This is a genomic window from Thermoleophilum album (assembly GCF_900108055.1).
GTDB classification, from domain to species: domain Bacteria; phylum Actinomycetota; class Thermoleophilia; order Solirubrobacterales; family Thermoleophilaceae; genus Thermoleophilum; species Thermoleophilum album.
Map to the genome: position 1 here is coordinate 247,090 of NZ_FNWJ01000002.1, position 18,110 is coordinate 265,199.

18 protein-coding genes are annotated in these 18,110 nt (G+C 68.8%); 13 read left to right on the top strand and 5 right to left on the bottom strand.

The features are described 5' to 3' along the window. Positions 1-51: 51 nt before the first annotated feature. A complete protein-coding gene (gene uvrA, locus BLW41_RS07245; protein WP_093117757.1) occupies positions 52-2,931 on the top strand; it encodes an excinuclease ABC subunit UvrA in 2,880 nt (959 codons plus the stop codon). Here the strand turns inward: uvrA and BLW41_RS11385 are convergent. After that, complete coding sequence (locus tag BLW41_RS11385; protein WP_093117759.1) at positions 2,875-5,313, bottom strand: S8 family peptidase; 2,439 nt, start codon at positions 5,311-5,313, stop codon at positions 2,875-2,877. The two genes, uvrA and BLW41_RS11385, sit on opposite strands and share 57 nt — an antisense overlap. Before the next feature lie 170 nt (positions 5,314-5,483). On the opposite strand from BLW41_RS11385, the gene BLW41_RS11390 reads away from it, so the two are divergent. Further along, entirely contained in the window at positions 5,484-6,080 is a 597-nt protein-coding gene (locus BLW41_RS11390) for an acyltransferase (protein ID WP_093117761.1), read from the top strand. Here the strand turns inward: BLW41_RS11390 and panB are convergent. The 4 genes from panB to BLW41_RS07275 are packed head-to-tail and all read right to left on the bottom strand — an operon-like array spanning position 6,077 to position 8,952. Next, entirely contained in the window at positions 6,077-7,006 is a 930-nt protein-coding gene (panB, locus tag BLW41_RS07260; RefSeq protein ID WP_093117763.1) for a 3-methyl-2-oxobutanoate hydroxymethyltransferase, read from the bottom strand. The two genes, BLW41_RS11390 and panB, sit on opposite strands and share 4 nt — an antisense overlap. Further along, complete coding sequence (gene panD / locus BLW41_RS07265; RefSeq protein WP_093117765.1) at positions 7,003-7,383, bottom strand: aspartate 1-decarboxylase; 381 nt, start codon at positions 7,381-7,383, stop codon at positions 7,003-7,005. Before panD ends, panB begins: the two co-directional genes overlap by 4 nt. Next, on the bottom strand, positions 7,380-8,237 hold the full coding sequence (panC, locus tag BLW41_RS07270; protein ID WP_093117767.1) for a pantoate--beta-alanine ligase: 858 nt from the start codon (positions 8,235-8,237) through the stop codon (positions 7,380-7,382). Before panC ends, panD begins: the two co-directional genes overlap by 4 nt. 4 nt (positions 8,238-8,241) lie before the next feature. Next, positions 8,242-8,952: a DUF2520 domain-containing protein gene (locus tag BLW41_RS07275; protein WP_245689066.1), complete on the bottom strand. Its 711-nt coding sequence runs from the start codon at positions 8,950-8,952 to the stop codon at positions 8,242-8,244. 229 nt (positions 8,953-9,181) lie between these two features. On the opposite strand from BLW41_RS07275, the gene BLW41_RS07280 reads away from it, so the two are divergent. Genes BLW41_RS07280 through BLW41_RS07330 form a run of 11 tightly spaced genes read left to right on the top strand, consistent with a single transcriptional unit; the run spans position 9,182 to position 18,093 of the window. Continuing rightward, positions 9,182-9,901, top strand: coding sequence for a uracil-DNA glycosylase (locus BLW41_RS07280; protein ID WP_177169406.1), 720 nt, complete (start codon positions 9,182-9,184; stop codon positions 9,899-9,901). Between the two features lie 43 nt (positions 9,902-9,944). Beyond that, positions 9,945-10,409: a tRNA (adenosine(37)-N6)-threonylcarbamoyltransferase complex ATPase subunit type 1 TsaE gene (gene tsaE / locus BLW41_RS07285; protein ID WP_093117771.1), complete on the top strand. Its 465-nt coding sequence runs from the start codon at positions 9,945-9,947 to the stop codon at positions 10,407-10,409. Then, positions 10,410-11,087, top strand: coding sequence for a tRNA (adenosine(37)-N6)-threonylcarbamoyltransferase complex dimerization subunit type 1 TsaB (gene tsaB / locus BLW41_RS07290; protein ID WP_093117773.1), 678 nt, complete (start codon positions 10,410-10,412; stop codon positions 11,085-11,087). Then, the gene (gene rimI, locus BLW41_RS07295; RefSeq protein ID WP_093117775.1) at positions 11,084-11,626 is read left to right on the top strand and encodes a ribosomal protein S18-alanine N-acetyltransferase; all 543 of its coding nucleotides are present in this window, start codon (positions 11,084-11,086) and stop codon (positions 11,624-11,626) included. Before tsaB ends, rimI begins: the two co-directional genes overlap by 4 nt. Next, entirely contained in the window at positions 11,623-12,642 is a 1,020-nt protein-coding gene (gene tsaD / locus BLW41_RS07300; RefSeq protein WP_093117777.1) for a tRNA (adenosine(37)-N6)-threonylcarbamoyltransferase complex transferase subunit TsaD, read from the top strand. Before rimI ends, tsaD begins: the two co-directional genes overlap by 4 nt. Continuing rightward, positions 12,639-12,890 carry a glutaredoxin family protein gene (locus tag BLW41_RS07305; protein WP_093117779.1) on the top strand — a complete coding sequence of 84 codons (252 nt, stop codon included), beginning with the start codon at positions 12,639-12,641 and terminating at the stop codon, positions 12,888-12,890. Before tsaD ends, BLW41_RS07305 begins: the two co-directional genes overlap by 4 nt. Next, the gene (locus BLW41_RS07310; RefSeq protein ID WP_093117781.1) at positions 12,887-13,558 is read left to right on the top strand and encodes a redox-sensing transcriptional repressor Rex; all 672 of its coding nucleotides are present in this window, start codon (positions 12,887-12,889) and stop codon (positions 13,556-13,558) included. Before BLW41_RS07305 ends, BLW41_RS07310 begins: the two co-directional genes overlap by 4 nt. Positions 13,559-13,574: 16 nt before the next feature. After that, complete coding sequence (locus BLW41_RS07315; RefSeq protein WP_218138324.1) at positions 13,575-14,747, top strand: carboxylate-amine ligase; 1,173 nt, start codon at positions 13,575-13,577, stop codon at positions 14,745-14,747. Further along, positions 14,744-15,091 carry a hypothetical protein gene (locus BLW41_RS07320; RefSeq protein WP_093117783.1) on the top strand — a complete coding sequence of 116 codons (348 nt, stop codon included), beginning with the start codon at positions 14,744-14,746 and terminating at the stop codon, positions 15,089-15,091. Before BLW41_RS07315 ends, BLW41_RS07320 begins: the two co-directional genes overlap by 4 nt. Then, positions 15,088-15,918, top strand: a complete 831-nt coding sequence (locus tag BLW41_RS07325) for an S-methyl-5'-thioadenosine phosphorylase (RefSeq protein ID WP_093117785.1) — start codon at positions 15,088-15,090, stop codon at positions 15,916-15,918. The genes BLW41_RS07320 and BLW41_RS07325 overlap by 4 nt, the downstream gene beginning before the upstream one ends. 60 nt (positions 15,919-15,978) lie before the next feature. Beyond that, entirely contained in the window at positions 15,979-18,093 is a 2,115-nt protein-coding gene (locus tag BLW41_RS07330) for a sodium-translocating pyrophosphatase (RefSeq protein WP_093117787.1), read from the top strand. Positions 18,094-18,110: the final 17 nt, after the last annotated feature.

Consider the following 18,110-nt stretch of genomic DNA (forward strand, 5'->3'; position numbering starts at 1 on the left):
CGACCGCCGCCCGGTCGTTCTGCATCTAGCGGTCCGTACACTCGCCTGCGAATGGCAAGCGGCGAGATCGTCATCACCGGGGCGCGCCAGCACAACCTCAAGAACATTTCGCTGCGCCTTCCCCGCGATGCCCTGATCGTGATCACTGGCTTGTCCGGATCGGGCAAGTCGAGCCTCGCCTTCGACACGATCTACGCCGAGGGGCAGCGCCGTTACGTCGAGTCGCTGTCGGCCTACGCCCGCCAGTTCCTGGGCCAGATGGACAAGCCCGACGTCGACTCCATCGAGGGGCTCTCGCCGGCGATCTCGATCGACCAGAAGACGACTTCCCGCAACCCCCGCTCGACGGTCGGCACGATCACCGAGATCCACGATTACCTGCGCCTCCTGTGGGCGCGGATCGGCGTCCCTCACTGCCATCGCTGCGGCAAGCGCATCGAGGCGCAGGCGCCCGACCAGATCGTCGATCGGGTGCTCGCCCGACCCGAAGGGAGCCGCGTGATGGTGATGGCGCCGGTGGTGCGGGGACGCAAGGGCGAACATCGCGAACTGCTCGAGCGTCTGCGTTCGGAGGGCTTCGCGCGGATCAAGGTCGATGGGCAGGTGCGTCGCCTCGACGAGCCGATCGAGCTGGACAAAAAGCGAGCGCATTCGCTGTCGGTCGTCGTCGACCGGTTGATCGTGCGTCCGGAGATCAGACGGCGGCTCGCTGACTCGATCGAGACGGCCGTCGCCCTCGCCGACGGTCTGGTCGAAATCGAAGACGTCGAACGCGGCGAGGTGGAGCTCTACTCCGACCGCTTCATGTGCGTCGACTGCGGCATCTCGTTGCCGGAGCTCGAGCCCCGCATGTTCTCCTTCAACTCGCCGTACGGCGCTTGTCCGCACTGCACCGGCCTCGGGCATCAGCGCGAGATCGATCCGGAGCTGGTGATTCCCAACCCCGAGCTCTCGCTCTCGGAAGGCGCGATCGCTCCCTGGAGCGCGAACGGCGTGGGCTTCTACGACCGCTTACTCGACGCCTTCTGTGAGCAGGAGGGGATCGATCCGACGGTGCCGTGGCGCAAGCTGCCGGCCGCCGTGCGCCGAGCGATCCTCTACGGAAGCGACGAGCGGGTGGAGTTCACCTACCGCAGTCGCCGTGGCCGTTGGCGGCGGCGAAGCACCTGGTTCGAGGGCGTCATCCCGAACCTCGAACGCCGCTACCGCGAGACCGATTCGGAGGTCGTGCGGGAGCGCATCGAGAGCTACATGACGCTGCGACCGTGTCCGCAGTGCGGCGGTGCGCGACTGCGGCCCGAGGCGCTTGCGGTGAAGGTCGGGGGTCTCGGCATCCACGAGCTGAGCGCGCGCTCCGCACGCGACGCCCTCGAGTGGCTGCGCAGACTTCAGCTCAGCGAGACCGAGCAGCGCATCGCCGCGCGCGTGCTGCGGGAGATCGAGGAGCGGCTGGGTTTCCTCGACGCCGTGGGCATCGGCTACCTCTCGCTCGACCGCCCGGCAAGCACGCTCTCCGGCGGCGAGGCGCAGCGCATACGCCTAGCTACCCAGATCGGATCGAGTCTCGTGGGCGTGCTCTACATCCTCGACGAGCCGTCGATCGGCCTCCACCAGCGGGACAACGCGCGGCTGGTCGCGACGCTCGAGCGCTTGCGCGATCTCGGCAACACGGTGATCGTCGTCGAGCACGACGAAGGCACGATGCGCGCAGCCGACCACATCGTCGACCTCGGGCCGGGGGCGGGAGAGCACGGTGGGCGGGTCGTTGCGCAGGGCCCTCCCGAGGCGATCATGGCCAACGAAGAGTCGCTGACCGGCGGCTACCTATCGGGCAGGCTGCAGATTCCGGTGCCAGCCCGGCGGCGAAAGCCGCGTGGTTGGCTGCACGTCGAGGGTGCCAGCCAGCACAACCTCAAGGAGATCGACGTCGACTTCCCGCTCGGCGTTCTCTGCTGCGTAACGGGCGTGTCGGGATCCGGGAAGTCCACGCTTGTCAACGAGATCCTCTACAAGGCTGTCGCTGCGCGGCTGCATCGTCTTCGGGCTAGGCCTGGTGCTCACCGTCGGATCCGCGGACTAGAGCGCATCGACAAGGTGATCGCAATCGACCAGGCGCCGATCGGCCGCACGCCCCGCTCCAATCCGGCGACCTACATCGGTCTGTTCGACCACATCCGCGAGCTATTCGCGCGCACCCCCGAGGCCCGCGCGCGCGGCTACAAGCCGGGACGTTTCTCCTTCAACGTGCGTGGCGGCCGCTGTGAAACCTGCCGCGGCGACGGGCAGCTGAGAATCGAGATGCACTTCCTGCCCGACGTCTACGTGGAGTGCGACCGTTGCCACGGGCGGCGCTACAACCGTGAGACGCTCGACATCCGCTACAAGGGTCGGACGATCGCCGACGTCTTGGAGATGACTGTTGCCGAGGCGCTCGAGTTCTTCCACCCGATCCCGAAGATCCGGCGCCGCTTGCAGACACTGCACGACGTAGGGCTCGGCTACGTGCGCCTCGGGCAGCCCGCGACGACGCTCTCCGGCGGTGAGGCGCAGCGCGTGAAGTTGGCATCCGAGCTCTGCAAAGTCGCCACCGGCGACACCCTCTACATCCTCGACGAGCCGACCACCGGCCTGCACTTCGCTGACGTCGAACGGCTGCTCGCGGTCCTCAACCGGCTGGTCGACCAGGGCAACACGGTGGTGGTGATCGAACACAACCTCGACGTCGTGAAGGCCGCCGACTGGCTCATCGATCTCGGGCCGGAGGGTGGCGAAGAGGGCGGCGAGCTGGTCGCGACCGGTCCTCCCGAGCAGGTCGCGATGGTGGACGCGTCGCACACCGGGCGCTTCCTGCGGCCCTTGCTTACCGCTACTCGCTCACCGCAGCCGCAGTCGGAATTTGCGCAACGCCGTGCGGCCGGAGCGGTCGCCTAGCCGCACTTCGAGTGCGTAAGTTCCGCGCCGCAGCCGGTGCTTGGCATGCAAGGTGACGTAACGCCCGAGACGACCGTTCGCGGTGGCGAGAGTGCGCCGAGCCTTGCGCAGCACGAAGCGAAGCGTGAGCGGTCGGGAGGCGCTTGCGCTCAAGACCAGTTTGCAGCGCAGCGCGCGTGCGCTCCAGCGCGGACAGCGGATGCGCGCGCTCCGCGCCAGCGCGGCCAGCTGAGCGCTGCTCGATGTTGGGCCGGACTGGATACTTTGTGTCCCCCCGCCGGTGGAACCCGCGGGCCCCGGAGAGGGTGGCCGCGCCGGACCGTTGTCTTGCGGAGCGATCGGTGTGGCGACGAGGTCGAGCAGGCGTCGCAAGTCGAGACGGCCACCCGAGACCGTCCGCCCGGCGAGTGCTTGCACGGGGTCTGCGCTGCGCAGCAATAGCTCGCGCAGCTGCGCAGGAGTGAGGTCCGGTCGACGGGCCAGCACCAGTGCCGCTGCTCCAGCTACGTGCGGGGCGGCCATCGACGTGCCGCTCGAGAACTGCCAGCTGCCGCTGCCGGATGCCGTGTTGACGCAGAGCACCCGGACGTCATCGACGATCACCCGTCCGCCCTGCGTTCCGTGGTCGTACAGAACGCCGAAACCGATGATCGCGTCCGGCCGCCCGTCGAACGCCGGCGTCGGGAGCATCATCTGCCATGGGTCGACAACCGCTTGGCGGAGCGCGCCAGCAGTGTCGCCGCTTTTCGTGTCGACGATCTGGACTCCGCCAGCGCCAGTGAGCGAACCGAGCTTGACGTAGAGCGAGACCGCGGGGCTGCCACCGCTAGCGGCCTGAGGATCGTCGATCAGATAGCGGAAGCGCAGGCGGCAGCCGTGCTGGGCGCTCAGGTCGAGCGGGGTGCGGACGACGACCTCGGAGTTGCCGTACTGCGTGGCTGCCGAGGGTGCGATCGTGACGCCAGCAGCGGCAAGCCCAGTGCCGGCGACGCCGCTCACGAGCCCCCGCTCCGGTAGCGCTCCGCTGGTGCTCGTGACCCAGTCGACGCTCAGCGGGGTGCCGTCGTCGAACGACCAGGTGCGCACCACGAGGTTGCGATCTGGCCAGGTCGAGATGATCGCGTTGCCGGGCGCGCCGAGATCGACGCTTGCCGCCCCGAAGTTCGACCACGTGGGGACGCCGTCGTTTTGGTCGGTGGCGGCGACGCACACCAGGTTCGGGCTGTCTAAGGCGCACGGGTAGCTGCGTTGCGGGGAGCTGTCGTTGTCGATGCCGTCGTTGCCGGCCGCGGTCACGAACAGCACGTCAGGGTGCCGGTCGATCGCCTCCTTGAGGGCCGGCGAGTAGCCGGGGCCACCGAGCGAGACGTTGACGACGCGGGCTCCCATGCGGGCCGCGTAGTCGAAGGCGGCGATCAACGCGGAATCCGTAGCGCCAGCGATGCCAACCACGCGCAGGGGCATCAAAGGGCCGCGCCAGGCGACGCCGGCAACGCCGGTGCCGTCGTTGGCGCGCGCGGCAATCGTGCCCGCGACGTGCGTGCCGTGCCCGTCGTAGTCACTGGGATCGGGATCGCCACCAGCGAAGTCCCAGCCGTGCACGTCGTCGACGAAGCCGTTGCCGTCGTCGTCGACCCCTGGTCGGCCTCGTGCCTCCGCGTCATTGGTCCAGAGCTCAGGCGCGAGGTCGGGATGCCCGAGCGCGACGCCCGTGTCGACCACCGCTACCGGCGCTGCGAAAGTGTTGGCAATCTCCCACCCAGCATCGGCATCGATGTCCGCTCCCGCCGTCCCCGGGGGATAGGCAGAGTCGAACTGCTGGCCCGTGTTGACGAGCGCCCACTGCTTCGGGAAGAGCGGATCGGACGGCGTGGCGAGAGGGACGCGCCGGTAGTCCGGCTGGGCGTAGGCGATGGCACGGGAGCTGCGAAGGATCGCGAGGAGGCGCTCGAGCTTCGCTCCCCGCGCCGGGCGTACGACGACAGCACCGGGCAGCGGCAGTCGCTCGCTGACCCGCGCTCCCGCGGCCTTCAGCAGCTCACTGCGCCGCCGTCGGTCGACCCCGCCACGGAAGCGCACGATCAGCGCCGTTGCCGCCCTCGGTGGCGGGCGGCGCCGGAGGCGCCGCTCGAGGTTGCTCAGGGCGCGTTTGGTGGCGCCAAGCGGCGGGCGCTGAGCGGCCGAGGGGCCGTTGCGCGGGCGTGGCAACTTCCCCGGCCGGGGGTCGAGCTTCGCAGCCGCTATCGGCGCTTGGCGGGTCGGCGCAGTACGTGAGTGCTCGGAGTCGCCGCCCGTTGCAGCCGCTGTGCCGAGCGCCAGCGCGACCGCGAGCGCGCCCAAACACCCTGCCCGAAACCCGCCGAATCGTCGTCGCTTGCTCAAGGCCCTATCAGTGACATCGGCGGCGCGTTACCCCGACCTTGAGCGCTCAAGTTGTCTCAGCAGCCGCTCCCTAACGGCCGGGCACCGCACGCCTCCCCCTGCCGCGTTCGACTCTAACGCGGTTCCCCCGGCAGCGGGAGCACCCGAGTTGCGGCTTACACTGCGCGGCCGTGGCGGAGCGGCCCGGTTGGCTCCTCACCTGGTGGCGCAAGTGGCGCTGGTACGAGCGCAACTCGCTGCCTTGGCGACGAGCGCAGATCCATTTGGAACTCGCGCGCCGCGGCGCCTACTGCCGATGGCCGCTCCACGGCGACGTGCTGGAAGCGCTCCGCGCTGGTCGTCTGCAGGTGGGGGAGGGTGTCCACTTCGAGCCGCACGTTTGGCTCGCTGCGCCGGGGTCGGCGACGATCGCGATCGGCGCCGGCAGCTTCCTCAACATCGCGGTGATGGTGGCGGCGCTCGAGCGGGTCGAGATCGGGCGGCACTGCATGTTCGCCAACGGTTGCTTCATCAGCGACGCCGATCACCGCTTCGACGACCTGACGCTGCCGGTGACATGGCAGGGCTTCACCTCGAAGGGGCCGACGCGCATCGGCGACAACGTTTGGTGCGGCGCGAACGTCGTGGTTACGAGCGGCGTGACGATCGGCGAACGCTGCGTGATCGGCGCGAACAGCGTCGTGACCCGTGACATCCCGCCCTTCTCGGTGGCGGCGGGGGCACCCGCACGCGTGCTGCGGCGCTTCGGTCCGGCCGCGCAGACCTAGAGGCTCGGCCCGCCGGTGAACGGCTCCTCGACGTGCTCCTCCTGGGCGCTGAGCAGCGCCTGGAGGCGTGCGCTCTCGTCCGGCGCCATCTCGTAGCAGTGCTCGTCGGCGGGGTACGCGCGGCCCCGCACCTCTTCGCAGAAGCGCCTGACAGCGGCGACCATCTGTTCCCGGAGGTTGGCGTAGCGCTTGACGAAGCGCGGTGTGTGACCCTCGAAGAGGCCGAGCAGATCGTGGAAGACCAGCACTTGGCCGGCGGTGTCCGGGCCGGCGCCGATCCCGATCGTCGGCACGGAGACACGCTTGACGATCTCGATCGTCAGCTCGCGCGGGATCGCCTCCAGGACGATCGCGAAGCAGCCAGCGCGCTCTAGCTCGATGGCGTCGCGCAAAACTGCCAGCGCCTGCTCGGCAGTGCGACCCTGCGAGCGGTAGCCGCCCAGCGCGGTCGCGGTCTGCGGGGTGAGGCCGACGTGCCCCATCACCGGAATTCCCGCGTCGACGATCGCGCGCGCACGCTCCACCGACGGCCCACCTCGTTCCAGCTTCACTGCGTCGCAACCAGCTTCCTTGACGAAGCGTTGTGCGGTCGCCACCGCCTGCTCGTTGGAGCGCTCGTAGCTACCGAACGGCAGGTCGCCGACCAGCAGCGGCGTGCGCAGTCCGCGGCGCACAGCGGCCGCCAGCATCAGCATCTCGTCGAGCGATACCGGCACCGTGCTCTCGTAGCCGAGCACGGTCATCGCCGCCGAATCACCGACCAGCACGAGGTCCACGCCCGCCGCTTCGGCAACCCGCGCGCTCGGGTAGTCGTAGGCGGTGACCATCACTAACGGCTCGCCCAGCGCCTTCTTCTCGGCGAGCGTCGACAGCGTCACCGGCCGGCCCTTGGGCGGCGGTGCCGAGGCGAGTGGCGCTGCGCTCATCGGACCAGCTCCGAGGCCTTCTCGTTAACCGCCACGATCTGGTTGCGCTCGTCGACGTGGACGACCACTGGGCGATGGTCGTCGAGCTCCTCCTCTTCGTACTCGGCGTAGGACAGGATGATCAAGGTGTCGCCGGTGTGAACCAGCCGCGCAGCGGCGCCGTTGACGCAGACCTCACCAGAGCCGCGGCGGCCGGAGATCGTGTAGGTCTCGAAACGGTTGCCGTTGTTGACATCGAGCACGTGGACGAGCTCGTGCTCGCGGATGTCGGCAGCGTCCAGTAGGTCCTGGTCGACGGTGATCGAGCCGACGTAGTTGAGGTCGCTGCCTGTCACCGTCGCACGGTGGATCTTCGACTTGAGCATCGTCCGTCTCATCCTTGGGCGCCTCCGATGATCGTGTTGTCAATCAGCCGCGCACGTCCGATGCGCGCGGCCACGGCTAACAGTGCGGGGCCGTTGACCTCGGCCAGCGGCCGCAGGTCTTCGGCGGAACGAAGTTCGAGGTACTCCGCAGCTACGCCGGCACGCTCCAGCTCGCGCCGTGCCGTAGCGATGATCGCTGACGCCTCGCGCACGCCCTCGCGTGCCGCTTGCGCCGCAGCCTCCAGCGCGCGCGGCAGGGCGGTCGCGCGCACGCGTTCCTCCGGGGTCAGGTAGACGTTGCGGGAGCTCAGGGCGAGGCCGTCGCGGTCGCGGGCGGTCGGGCAGACGACGATCTCCACGGGAAAGTCGAGGTCGCGCACCATCCGCTGCACGACGAGCGCCTGCTGGGCGTCCTTCTGGCCAAAGTAGGCACGATCGGGCTGGACCAGGTTGAAGAGCTTCGCGACGACCGTCGTGACGCCGTCGAAGTGCTCCGGTCCGCGGCGCTCGGGAGCCCCGCACAGCACCTCGGTCAGGCCACCGCGCACCCGCACTTCGGTGCAGTGAGCGGGGAGATACATCTCGTCGGCCGAGGGCGCAAAGAAGAGGTCGATCCCGACCTCCTGCGCGAGCGCGAGGTCCCGTTGCTCGTCGCGTGGGTACGAGGAGAGGTCCTCACCGGGGCGGAACTGGATGGGATTGACGAAGACCGACACCACGACCGTGTCGCACTCTGCGCGGGCGCGCCGCATCAACGCCAAGTGGCCGTCGTGGAAGTAGCCCATCGTCGGTACCAATCCGACCGTGCCGGTGCGCCGCGGTCGCAGCGCCTCGCGTAGCTCAGCCTTAGAGCGCACCACCTGCATCGCGTCACGCCACCTCGGCGGCCGGAGCGGGCGCTGACGGACGCTGAGCGGCCAGCGCCCGGGTGTGTTCGACGAGGACGTCGAAAAGGTCCACTAACGCCGGCGCGGTCGCCGCAACCGCCGCCCGCTGCCGCGCAACGGTCGCTTCGTCGCCTCTTGCGATCGGGCCGGTTAGGGCGCGGGCCGGGCCCTTACGCGCCCAATTCTCGACGGTGCGAGCCACCAGTGGGGCAAACAGCGCGCGCGCTTGTTCGGCAGACAAGCCCGCGCCGCTCGCTACCTGCTCGGCCGCTGCCTCGAGCGTGACGAGGAAGTTGGACGCGATCGAGGCGGCGGCGTGGTACGCCGCGCGACCGACCTCGTCGATTTCGAACGGCACCATCCCTGTGGCGCTTGCGAGCGCCGCTGCCACATCCCGGGTCCTGGCCGAGTCGCCGGCGATCGCGCAGCCAGCACCGGCCAGATGAGCGCGCGCGGCCGCGCGATCGTCGATGGGCTCGGGGAAGCTCATCAGGGGGTGGAGGGAGAAGACGCCCGCACCGCTCTCCGCTGCGGGTGACAGCGCGGCGAGCGGTGTGGCGCCGCTCGTATGACCGACTAGCGGCGCTACTCCTGCGACCACGCGTGCCACCGCCTCGATCTCCCGGTCCGGTACGCACAACAGCAGACAGTCGCAGCGAGGCGGCAACTCGCCGCGGCCGTAAGGACCCAGCACGTTCAAGGGAGCACCGGACAGGGCCGCCGCGATCGTACGACCTACACGCCCCTGACCAACCACGGCCAGGCGGCGCGGCAACGCCCTCGCTGGGTGTGTCGTGTAGCGCATCGCCCTCGCGATCGAGGAAGCGGGTCGCCGGTCCACTCCCGTGGGCGGGTAGCGGCCGGGCGCGTCAACGATACCCGCACCGGCCCGACGTCCGTCGCGAGCCCTACGCTTGCAGCCTGTGAGCGAGCTCCCTGCCGAGCGGCGCCGCGAGCTACTCGTTGAGCTGCTGCGGGAGGCGCGCGGCTGCTGTCGCTGCCCACTTCACGAGGGGCGCACAAAAGTCGTTTTCGGAATGGGCAACGCCGACGCTTCATTGATGTTCGTCGGCGAGGCTCCCGGGTTCCACGAGGATCAGCAGGGTCTTCCGTTCGTCGGCCGGGCGGGGCAGCTGCTCGAAGAGCTGCTCCGGGGCATTGGCCTCGAGCGCCGCGAGGTCTTCATCGCCAACGTTCTCAAGTGCCGCCCACCCGGCAACCGGGACCCGCTGCCAGCTGAAATCGAGGCCTGCAAGCCCTTCCTGTTGCGGCAAATCGAGCTCGTCGATCCGCGCGTGATAGCGACGCTCGGAAACTTCGCGACGAAGCTGCTTACGCGTTCTCAGCGGGGTATCGGCGCGGTGCACGGCACCCCGCAAGTTCACGAGATCGCCGGTCGGCGGCGCTGGGTGATGCCGCTCTACCACCCCGCCGCCGCGCTGCGCACGCCGCGTCTGGTCGACGAGTTGCGACTCGACTTCCGCGCGCTGGCCGAACTCCTGCGTGCACCGCTACCCGCGCCCGTGCGGTCGGACGCGTTCGCTGTCGCCGACGGCTCCTCCGGCGCGGGTAGTAGCGCGGAGAGCGAGCCGCAGGCCACCGCCGCGGCCGACGGCGCGCTCCAATTGGGCCTGTTCGGGTAGCGGCACGCATCGTTCGGCGCTCGAGCAGCCACACTTCCGGTTGATGCGCCGAGATCGCGGGATGCGTGCAGTCACCAGCTCCGCGGAGGAGACCATGCGGCTGGCCGCGCAGCTTGCGAAAGGCCTCGTGCCCGGTGATCTGGTGCTGGTGCAGGGAGAACTCGGCGTCGGCAAGACCACGCTGATCCGGGGCGCTTGTAGGGCGCTCGGGGTGCGTGGTCCGATCCCCAGCCCGACATTTACGATCGGCCAGCTGCTGCCGGGCGAGGGCGTGGAGATCGCACATCTCGACCTGTACCGCTTGGAGGCGCTCGGTCGCGACGAGCTCGCGGTACTCGACGACTACCTGACGCCGGAACGCATCGCTTTCGTCGAATGGCCGGAGGTCGCGGAGCACGCCGGCGTGCTGCCGCAGCCGACCCTACGGCTGGTGCTGAGGCACGCGGGGGGCGATCGCCGCGAGGTCGCGGTCGAGGAGCTCGCGAAGGTGGCTGCGGAGGGGATGTAGGTGGGGCACGCGCTGGCGATCGACACTTCCACGCCGCTCGTGTCGGTGGCGCTGCGCACGGATAGCGGCCAGATCGTCGAGCACGCCTGCGATCCAAGTCAGCTGCTCGCAGCTCGTCCGGCGCACGCGCGCGAGTTGCTGGTAGCCGCGCACGCTTTGCTGACAGCACGGGGGCTGCGTTTCGGAGATCTGGCGGAGGTCTGCGTGGGCATCGGACCGGGGGGTTACACCGGGCTTCGGATCGGTATCGCGAGCGCCCGCGGGCTGGCGACCGCTTTGGATCTACCGGTTCGCCCGGTCGACAGCCTGGCAGCGCTGGCGCGGGGGATACCGGGCGAGGCCCGTCTGGCAGCGATCGACGCGCGCCGCGGCGAGCTCTTCTGTCGCCTCGAGGTCGGCGACGGCGAGGTCGTCTGGGACGCACACGTCGCTGATCCCGAGGACGTGGCGCAGCGGCTGCGCGACGCTGGCATGCGGGTGCGCGCGGCCGGCGACGGCGCCTTGCGTTATCGCGCTCTGCTGGAGACTGCCGGCGCCGAGGTCGAGCCGGAAAGCTCGCCCGCGCACCTCGTGCACGGCCGCTTCCTCTTCGAGCTCGCCGCGCGCGTAGAGCCGGTCGAAGCGGCAGCAGTTAGCCCCCGTTACCTCCGCGAACCAGATGCGGAGCCACGCCGATGATCGATCGTGCAGACGAGCGATCCCGTCCGCCGTTGCCCGGCTTACGGGTCCGCCGGCTGGGGTACGGCGATCTGCCGCAAGTAATCGCGATCGAGCGACGGGCGTTTCCGGCCCCTTGGTCGCTCGCGATGTTCGTTCTAGAGCTATCGAAACAGTCCGGGATCTGCTTGGCGGCGGAACTCGAGGGTTCGCTCGTCGGATACCTCATCTGCTCACGCTACGCGCACGTATGGCATGTGATGAACGTCGCCGTCGATCCCGCCTACCAGCGGCGCGGCATCGCCAGCGCTTTGCTCGAGTCGCTGTTCGCCCAGGCGGACCGCCCGGGCGCTGAGTACACGCTCGAGGTGCGGCCCTCGAACACGCCTGCAATCCGGCTCTACGAGCGGTACGGATTCCGGGTCGAGGGCCTCCGAAAGGCCTACTACCACGACAACCGTGAGGACGCTCTGGTGATGTGGCGGCGCATACCGTCGGAACCGGAGGCGCAGATGACCGCTCGCGGGCGCCGCGGCAGCGACGGTGAGGAGCAACGATGAGTGGACCTGGTGAGCTGATCCTGGGGGTCGAGACCAGCTGCGACGACACGGGCGTCGCGTTGGTAACGCGCGGCGGTGAGATCCTCGCCAACGTCGTGGCCTCGCAAGGCTTGCTACACGATCGCTACGGGGGAGTGGTTCCGGAAGTCGCCGCGCGTCGGCACCTCGAAGTACTCGACGCGGTCGCAGCCGATGCCTTCGAGCGCGCCGGAGCGGAGCGCGAGGAGGTCGGGCTGGTCGCCGTTACGCAAGGCCCAGGACTGATCGGCGCGCTGTTGGTCGGCCTGTCGTGGGCCAAGGCTTTCGCCGCCGCGCGCGAGCTACCGCTGGCGGCGGTCGATCACCTGCACGGCCACGCGGTGGCAAGCACGCTCGAAGCCGAGCCGATCACGCCCCCTTTCCTGGTGCTCGTAGCCAGCGGCGGACACACCTTCCTCGCGCTTGTCGAGGACCCTGCGGCCTATCGCGTGCTCGGCGAAACCCTCGACGATGCGGCCGGCGAGGCGTTCGACAAGGGCGCTCGTCTGCTCGGCTTGCCGTACCCGGGAGGGCCCGCGCTAGATCGCCTCGCCCGCCAGGGCGACGCCGCTGCCTTCGATTTCCCGCGTGCCCGCCCCGGCCGCCTCGATTTCAGCTTCAGTGGCCTAAAAACGGCGCTCCTTTACAAGGTCCGCGAGCTCGGCCCGGAGGCTGAGCAGCGGCGAGCGGACCTCGCGGCCTCCTACCAGCGGGCGATCGTCGACGCGTTGCTGGCGCGGCTTCGCGACGCGGTCGAAGAGACAGGGATCGAGCGCGTCGCGCTGGGCGGGGGAGTGGCGGCGAACAGCGAGCTCCGCGAGCGGGCACGAGAGCTCGCCGACGAGCTAGGGGTGCGGCTGTGGATACCGCCGATCGCGCTTTGCACCGACAACGCGGCGATGATCGCGGGGGCCGCGCGCTTCCTCGAACCGCTGGCGTTTCCCGATTACTTGGTGCTGGACGCCAAGGCGCGGCTCGAAAGGCAAGTTTTGGCATGACCGGCGAGGAGCTCGTGTTTGTCGGCAAGGCTGGATGTCACCTGTGTCTTGAGCGGGCGGAGTGGGTGCGTGCCGCGGCGCGCTCGCGGGGCTTGCGCCTGGTCGAGCTGGACGCTTCGCTGGACCCAGCGCTAGAACGGCTCTACGGGCGTCGGGTGCCGGTTTTGTTGCACCGCGAGCGGGTGTTGGCAGAGCTCGATTTCGGGCCGGACGAGCTCGCGAGCGCGCTCGATAGATTGATCGCGTGAGCGCGGGCGAATCGACGATGATCGAGCGTGCGGCGCAGGGGTCAAGGGAACGCCTGCCGCTGGGTGTAGCTGCCCGGCTCTCGCGCTACTTGCAGGTCCTCACGCAGGCCAAGAAGATGGGTCGCTCGACGATCTCCTCGCAGGAGCTCGCCGAGTACACGCACGTCAATCCCACCCAGATCCGTCGCGACCTTTCGGGCTTCGGCAAGTTCGGGAAGCGCGGAGTCGGCTACAACGTCGACGCGCTCGTCTCGCAGATCCGCAAAATCCTGCGCACCGCTGGGCGCCGACACAACATTGCGCTGTTCGGCGCCGGTCGGCTCGGACAGGCGATCGCCGGCTCGGAGATCTTCGCGGACCACGGCTTCCGGGTAGTCGCGGTGTTCGACGTCGATCCCGACAAGATCGGTATGGAGGTACGCCCGGGGCTGCGCGTTCAGCCCTACGCGGAGATGCGCCGCGTGATCGAAGAAGAGGGGGTCGTGGTCGGTGTACTCGCCGTGCCCAGCTCGGTGGCTCAGCAGGTTGCGGATGATCTGGTCGCGGCGGGTGTGCGGATCATCTTCAACTACTCCGAGGCGCTGTTACAGGTGCCTCCCGAGGTGACCGTTCACACCTCGAGCCCAGCGGTCGACCTGCTCTACGCTCTCTACTTCTATTTGACCTGAGCACGGCCGCTCGACGGTGACGGTGACAAACGCCCCTGAACGTTTCCTCGACATGCGCTACGTGCGGGAGGTCTTCGAGAACTCTCGCGACTTCACCGTCGGCATCGAGGAGGAGTTCCAGATCCTCGATCCCGTCAGCTACGCGCTCGACCAGCGCTTCGACGAGCTGAAAGCAGCGGCGGCCGCCGACCCGGTGCTCGCGCAGGCGGTTTCGGGCGAGCTGATCCAATCCGAGATCGAGATCCGCTCAGGGGCTGGCCAGGACTTCGCTGATGCGCTTCGCCGCCAGAAGGAGGCGCGTGCTCGCCTCTTCCGGCTAGCACGGGAGCGCGGGCTGCTGCTGGCGGCCTGCGGTACCCACCCCTGGAGCCCCTGGCAGGAGCAGCGGATCATCGACACCGAGCACTACCGCCGGGTCTCGGATGGCCTGCGGTACGTCGCCTGGCGCAACAACACCTTCGGACTGCACGTTCACGTCGGCATCCGCGGTGCCGATCGTGCGCTCGCGGTGTGCGATCGCTTGCGGCCCGTACTGCCCGAGCTGCTCGCGCTGTCCGCGAATTCGATCTTCCTGGATGGCCGCGACACTGGCCTGGAAAGCGTGCGTACCCAGATCTTCACGCGCGCCTTTCCGCGTTGCGGCATCCCCGAGCCGTGGCTCGGGTTCGACGCCTACGCGCGCCACGTCGAGTTCCTCAAGCGCACCAACTCGATCGTCGAGCACACGCAGCTTTGGTGGAGCGTCCGACCGCACCATGCCTTTGGAACGGTGGAGGTTCGCATCTGCGACGCGCAGTCCGCTGCCGAGGAGTCGAGCGCGCTCGCGGAACTGATCGTCGCGTGCGTCGCTCAAGCCGCACGGGAGCACGACCAGGGGGTGCCCTTCGAGCATCCACCAGTGCGTCTAATCGAGGAAAACCTGTGGCGAGCGTTCCGGTTCGGGCTCAACGGCAAGCTCATCGATCTGCGGCGCGGGGAGGAGTTCCCGGCCGCCGCGGTCGGTGAGCGCTTGCTCGCCTGGACCGAGCCGGCGCGCGCGGAACTCGGGCTCGACCCGCAACTGCCGTCCCACAACGGCGCGCAGCGGCAGCGGCGGGCGCTCGCCGCGGGTGCCAGCATCGAAGAGATCTTTCGCGCCGAGGTCGAGCAGACCCAACGCACCTACGCGGCTACGGGGGTGGCAACTTGAGCGACGCCCAGAGCTCCGCCGAGAGCGCCCGGCGCGAGGCGCCGAGGCCACCGGCTTACGACGAGCTGGTGGTGCAATGCACCACGGCTTTCGTGAACCTCGCGGCCTTGCGTGTCGCTGCTGGCGAGCACCGTGACTTAGGCGAGGCGCGAAAGGCCATCGATCTTGCGCGCGCCCTCCTCGAGCACTGTCCCGAGCAGGCGGTGCGACCGTTGCGCGACGCGCTCAGCAGTGTTCAGTTGAGCTACGCACGAGCGGTCACCGAGGGCGGCGCGCAGCACGAAAAGGGGCCGGAGGCAGGACGTGAGCAGGCGCCCGGCGAGGCGACCGGGGGAGACCAGTGAACCGTCTCGAGCTCGAGCGTTGGCGAGCAGCGGAGCCGGTCGGCGTGTTCGGTGGGTCGGGCTTCTACTCGTTTCTCGACGACGTCGAGGAGGTCGTACTCGACACGCCCTACGGACCGCCCTCCGCCGCCATTCGGGTTGGTGAGATCGACGGGCGGGCAGTCGCCTTTATGCCTCGCCACGGCGATCGCCACACCTTGCCGCCGCACCGCATCAACTACCGCGCGAACTTGTGGGCGATGCGGGAGCTGGGGGTGAAGCGGATCATCGGGCCCTGCGCCTGTGGATCCCTGCGGCGCGAGTTGGCACCGGGCACCTTCGTGATCTGCGACCAGTTCGTTGATCGCACGCGCGGGCGCGCCGACACCTTCTATGACGGACCGCGCACGACGCACGTCTCCGCTGCCGACCCCTACTGCGCCGACCTCTCGCGACTACTCGCCGAATGCGCACGCGAGCTCGAGATACCGGTCGTTGAGGGGGGAACGGTGGTGGTAATCCAAGGCCCACGATTCTCGACTCGCGCAGAGTCGCGTTGGTTCGCGCGCATGGGCTGGGACGTCGTGAACATGACCCAGTATCCGGAGGTCTGGCTCGCGCGTGAGCTCGGTATCTGTTACGCGAACGTCTCGCTGGTCACCGACTACGACGTGGGTCTGGAAGACGACCCGGAGGTCGAACCGGTCTCCGCGGACGCCGCTTTCGAGGTCTTTGCCCGCAACATCGATAGACTGCGCGCGCTCCTGTTCCGGGCGGTTCCGCGCGTCGGGCCGCAGCCGGACGACCCGTGCGCGAGCGCCCTCGATCGCGCGACCGTCCACGGATAGGAGCGTCCCCGCCGGACCGGCGGCACCTGAGAGCCAGTCACACGACGGAGGAGAGCTTCCTTGACCGACTTCCTGAGCGATTACGGAGTGGTCTTTGCGCTGCTGTGCGCGGCAGCGGCGATCGTCTACGGCCTGCTGACGACGCGTTGGCTTTTGGCGCAGCCGGCAGGCAACGACCAGATGCGTGCGATCTCCGCCGCCGTGCAGGAGGGTGCGAGCGCCTACCTACGCCGCCAGTACTCGATCATCGGCGCCGTCGGGCTGGTGTTGGCGGTGCTGCTCGGCGTCGCCCTCGAGGCGCAAGGGGCCAACGGCCTGCAGGTAGCGATCGGCTTCGTGATCGGCGGAACCCTGTCGGGTGCTGCGGGCTTCATCGGCATGAACGTGTCGGTGCGGGCGAACGCACGCGTCGCCGAGCAGGCTCGACGCGGCGTCGCCGCCGCGCTCAGCGTCGCCTTCAAGGGCGGCGCGGTGACCGGCCTCCTGGTGGCCGGCCTGGCGCTGCTCGGTGTCGCCGGCTACTACGGTGTCCTGCTACTGGCGGGGGTCGACGAGAAGGACGCCGTCGACGCGCTGGTTGGGCTCGGCTTCGGCGGTTCGCTGATCTCCGTGTTCGCGCGGTTGGGCGGCGGCATCTTCACGAAAGCCGCCGATGTCGGCGCTGACCTTGTCGGCAAGATCGAGGCCGGTATTCCCGAGGACGACCCGCGTAACCCGGCGGTGATCGCCGACAACGTCGGCGACAACGTCGGCGACTGCGCCGGCATGGCCGCCGACCTTTTCGAGACCTACGCGGTGACGGCGGTAGCCGTGATGTTGCTCGGCGTGCTGACTTTCTCGCAGACCACCCAAGCGGCGGTGTACCCGCTGGTGGTCGGTGGCGTCTCCCTGATCGCCTCGATCATCGGCACCTTCGCCGTGCGCACGCGCAACGACAACGTGGAGCGCGCCCTCTACAAGGGGCTGATCACCTCCGGCGTGCTCTCGGCCGTCGCCTTCCTGCCGGTCAGCCATTGGCTGATGGGCGATCTCTCCTTCCGCCCCGACGCCTCTTCGTTGCTGAAGGGCAGTGGCGGGGTGCCGACCGCGACCGAGCTCTGGCTGTGCACGTTGATCGGCGTGGCGGTCACCGCCGGGCTGTTCATCATCACCGACTACTACACCTCGACGCGCTTCCGGCCGGTGCGCACGATCGCGCACGCCTCGCAGACCGGTCACGCCACCAACATCATCCAGGGCCTCGCACAAGGCTTCCAGGCGACTGCGGCGCCAGCCATCCTGATCGCGGTTGCGATCATTGCTGCCCACGCGCTCGGCGGCCTCTACGGGATCGGCGTGGCGGTGATGGCGCAGCTCTCGCTGACCGGTCTGATCGTTGCGCTCGACGCCTTCGGACCGATCACCGACAACGCCGGTGGTATCGCCGAGATGGCGGATCTGCCGGACTCGGTTCGTAACGTCACCGACCCGCTCGACGCCGTCGGCAATACCACCAAGGCGGTCACCAAGGGCTACGCGATCGGTTCGGCAGTGCTCGCCGCCCTGGTGCTGTTCGCAGCCTTCGTCGAGGAGCTGAGGACCGAGGCTGCGAAGACACCCGGCGCGGAGCGGATCACGTCGGGCTCCTTCGACATCTCCCAGCCGGAGGTGCTCGTCGGATTGCTGATCGGCGGGATGATGGTCTACTTGTTCGCGTCGCTCGCGATCGAGGCGGTCGGCCGCGCGGGCGGCGCCGTTGTCGAAGAGGTGCGCCGACAGTTCCGCGAGAAGCCGGGAATCATGGACCGCACCGAGAAGCCGGACTACGGTCGGGCGGTCGCGATCGTCACAGCGGCAGCCCAGCGCGAGATGATCCTGCCTGCGCTGATCCCGATCCTGGTGCCGCTGGTGGTCGGGCTGCTCTCCTATAAGGCGCTCGGCGGACTACTGATCGGCGTCATCATCGTCGGCTTCTTCGCGGCGGTATCGATGACCTCTGGCGGTGGCGCCTGGGACAACGCGAAGAAACTGATCGAGGACGGCGAGTTCGGCGGGAAGGGATCGGAGGCGCACGCAGCTTCCGTAACCGGTGACACGGTCGGCGACCCCTACAAGGACACCGCCGGTCCGGCGATCAACCCGATGATCAAGGTCGCGAACATCGTGGCGTTGTTGATCATCCCGTTCCTCGTCTGAGCGCAAACGCGACATCG

Bases quoted from the DNA above. Each gene is read 5' to 3' on its own strand.
- tsaD (WP_093117777.1), top strand. From the start codon at position 11,623: ATGAGTGGACCTGGTGAGCTGATCCTGGGGGTCGAGACCAGCTGCGAC.
- panB (WP_093117763.1), bottom strand. From the start codon at position 7,006: ATGAGCGCAGCGCCACTCGCCTCGGCACCGCCGCCCAAGGGCCGGCCG.
- tsaE (WP_093117771.1), top strand. From the start codon at position 9,945: ATGCGCCGAGATCGCGGGATGCGTGCAGTCACCAGCTCCGCGGAGGAG.
- rimI (WP_093117775.1), top strand. From the start codon at position 11,084: ATGATCGATCGTGCAGACGAGCGATCCCGTCCGCCGTTGCCCGGCTTA.
- BLW41_RS07305 (WP_093117779.1), top strand. From the start codon at position 12,639: ATGACCGGCGAGGAGCTCGTGTTTGTCGGCAAGGCTGGATGTCACCTG.
- panC (WP_093117767.1), bottom strand. From the start codon at position 8,237: ATGCAGGTGGTGCGCTCTAAGGCTGAGCTACGCGAGGCGCTGCGACCG.
- uvrA (WP_093117757.1), top strand. From the start codon at position 52: ATGGCAAGCGGCGAGATCGTCATCACCGGGGCGCGCCAGCACAACCTC.
- panD (WP_093117765.1), bottom strand. From the start codon at position 7,383: ATGAGACGGACGATGCTCAAGTCGAAGATCCACCGTGCGACGGTGACA.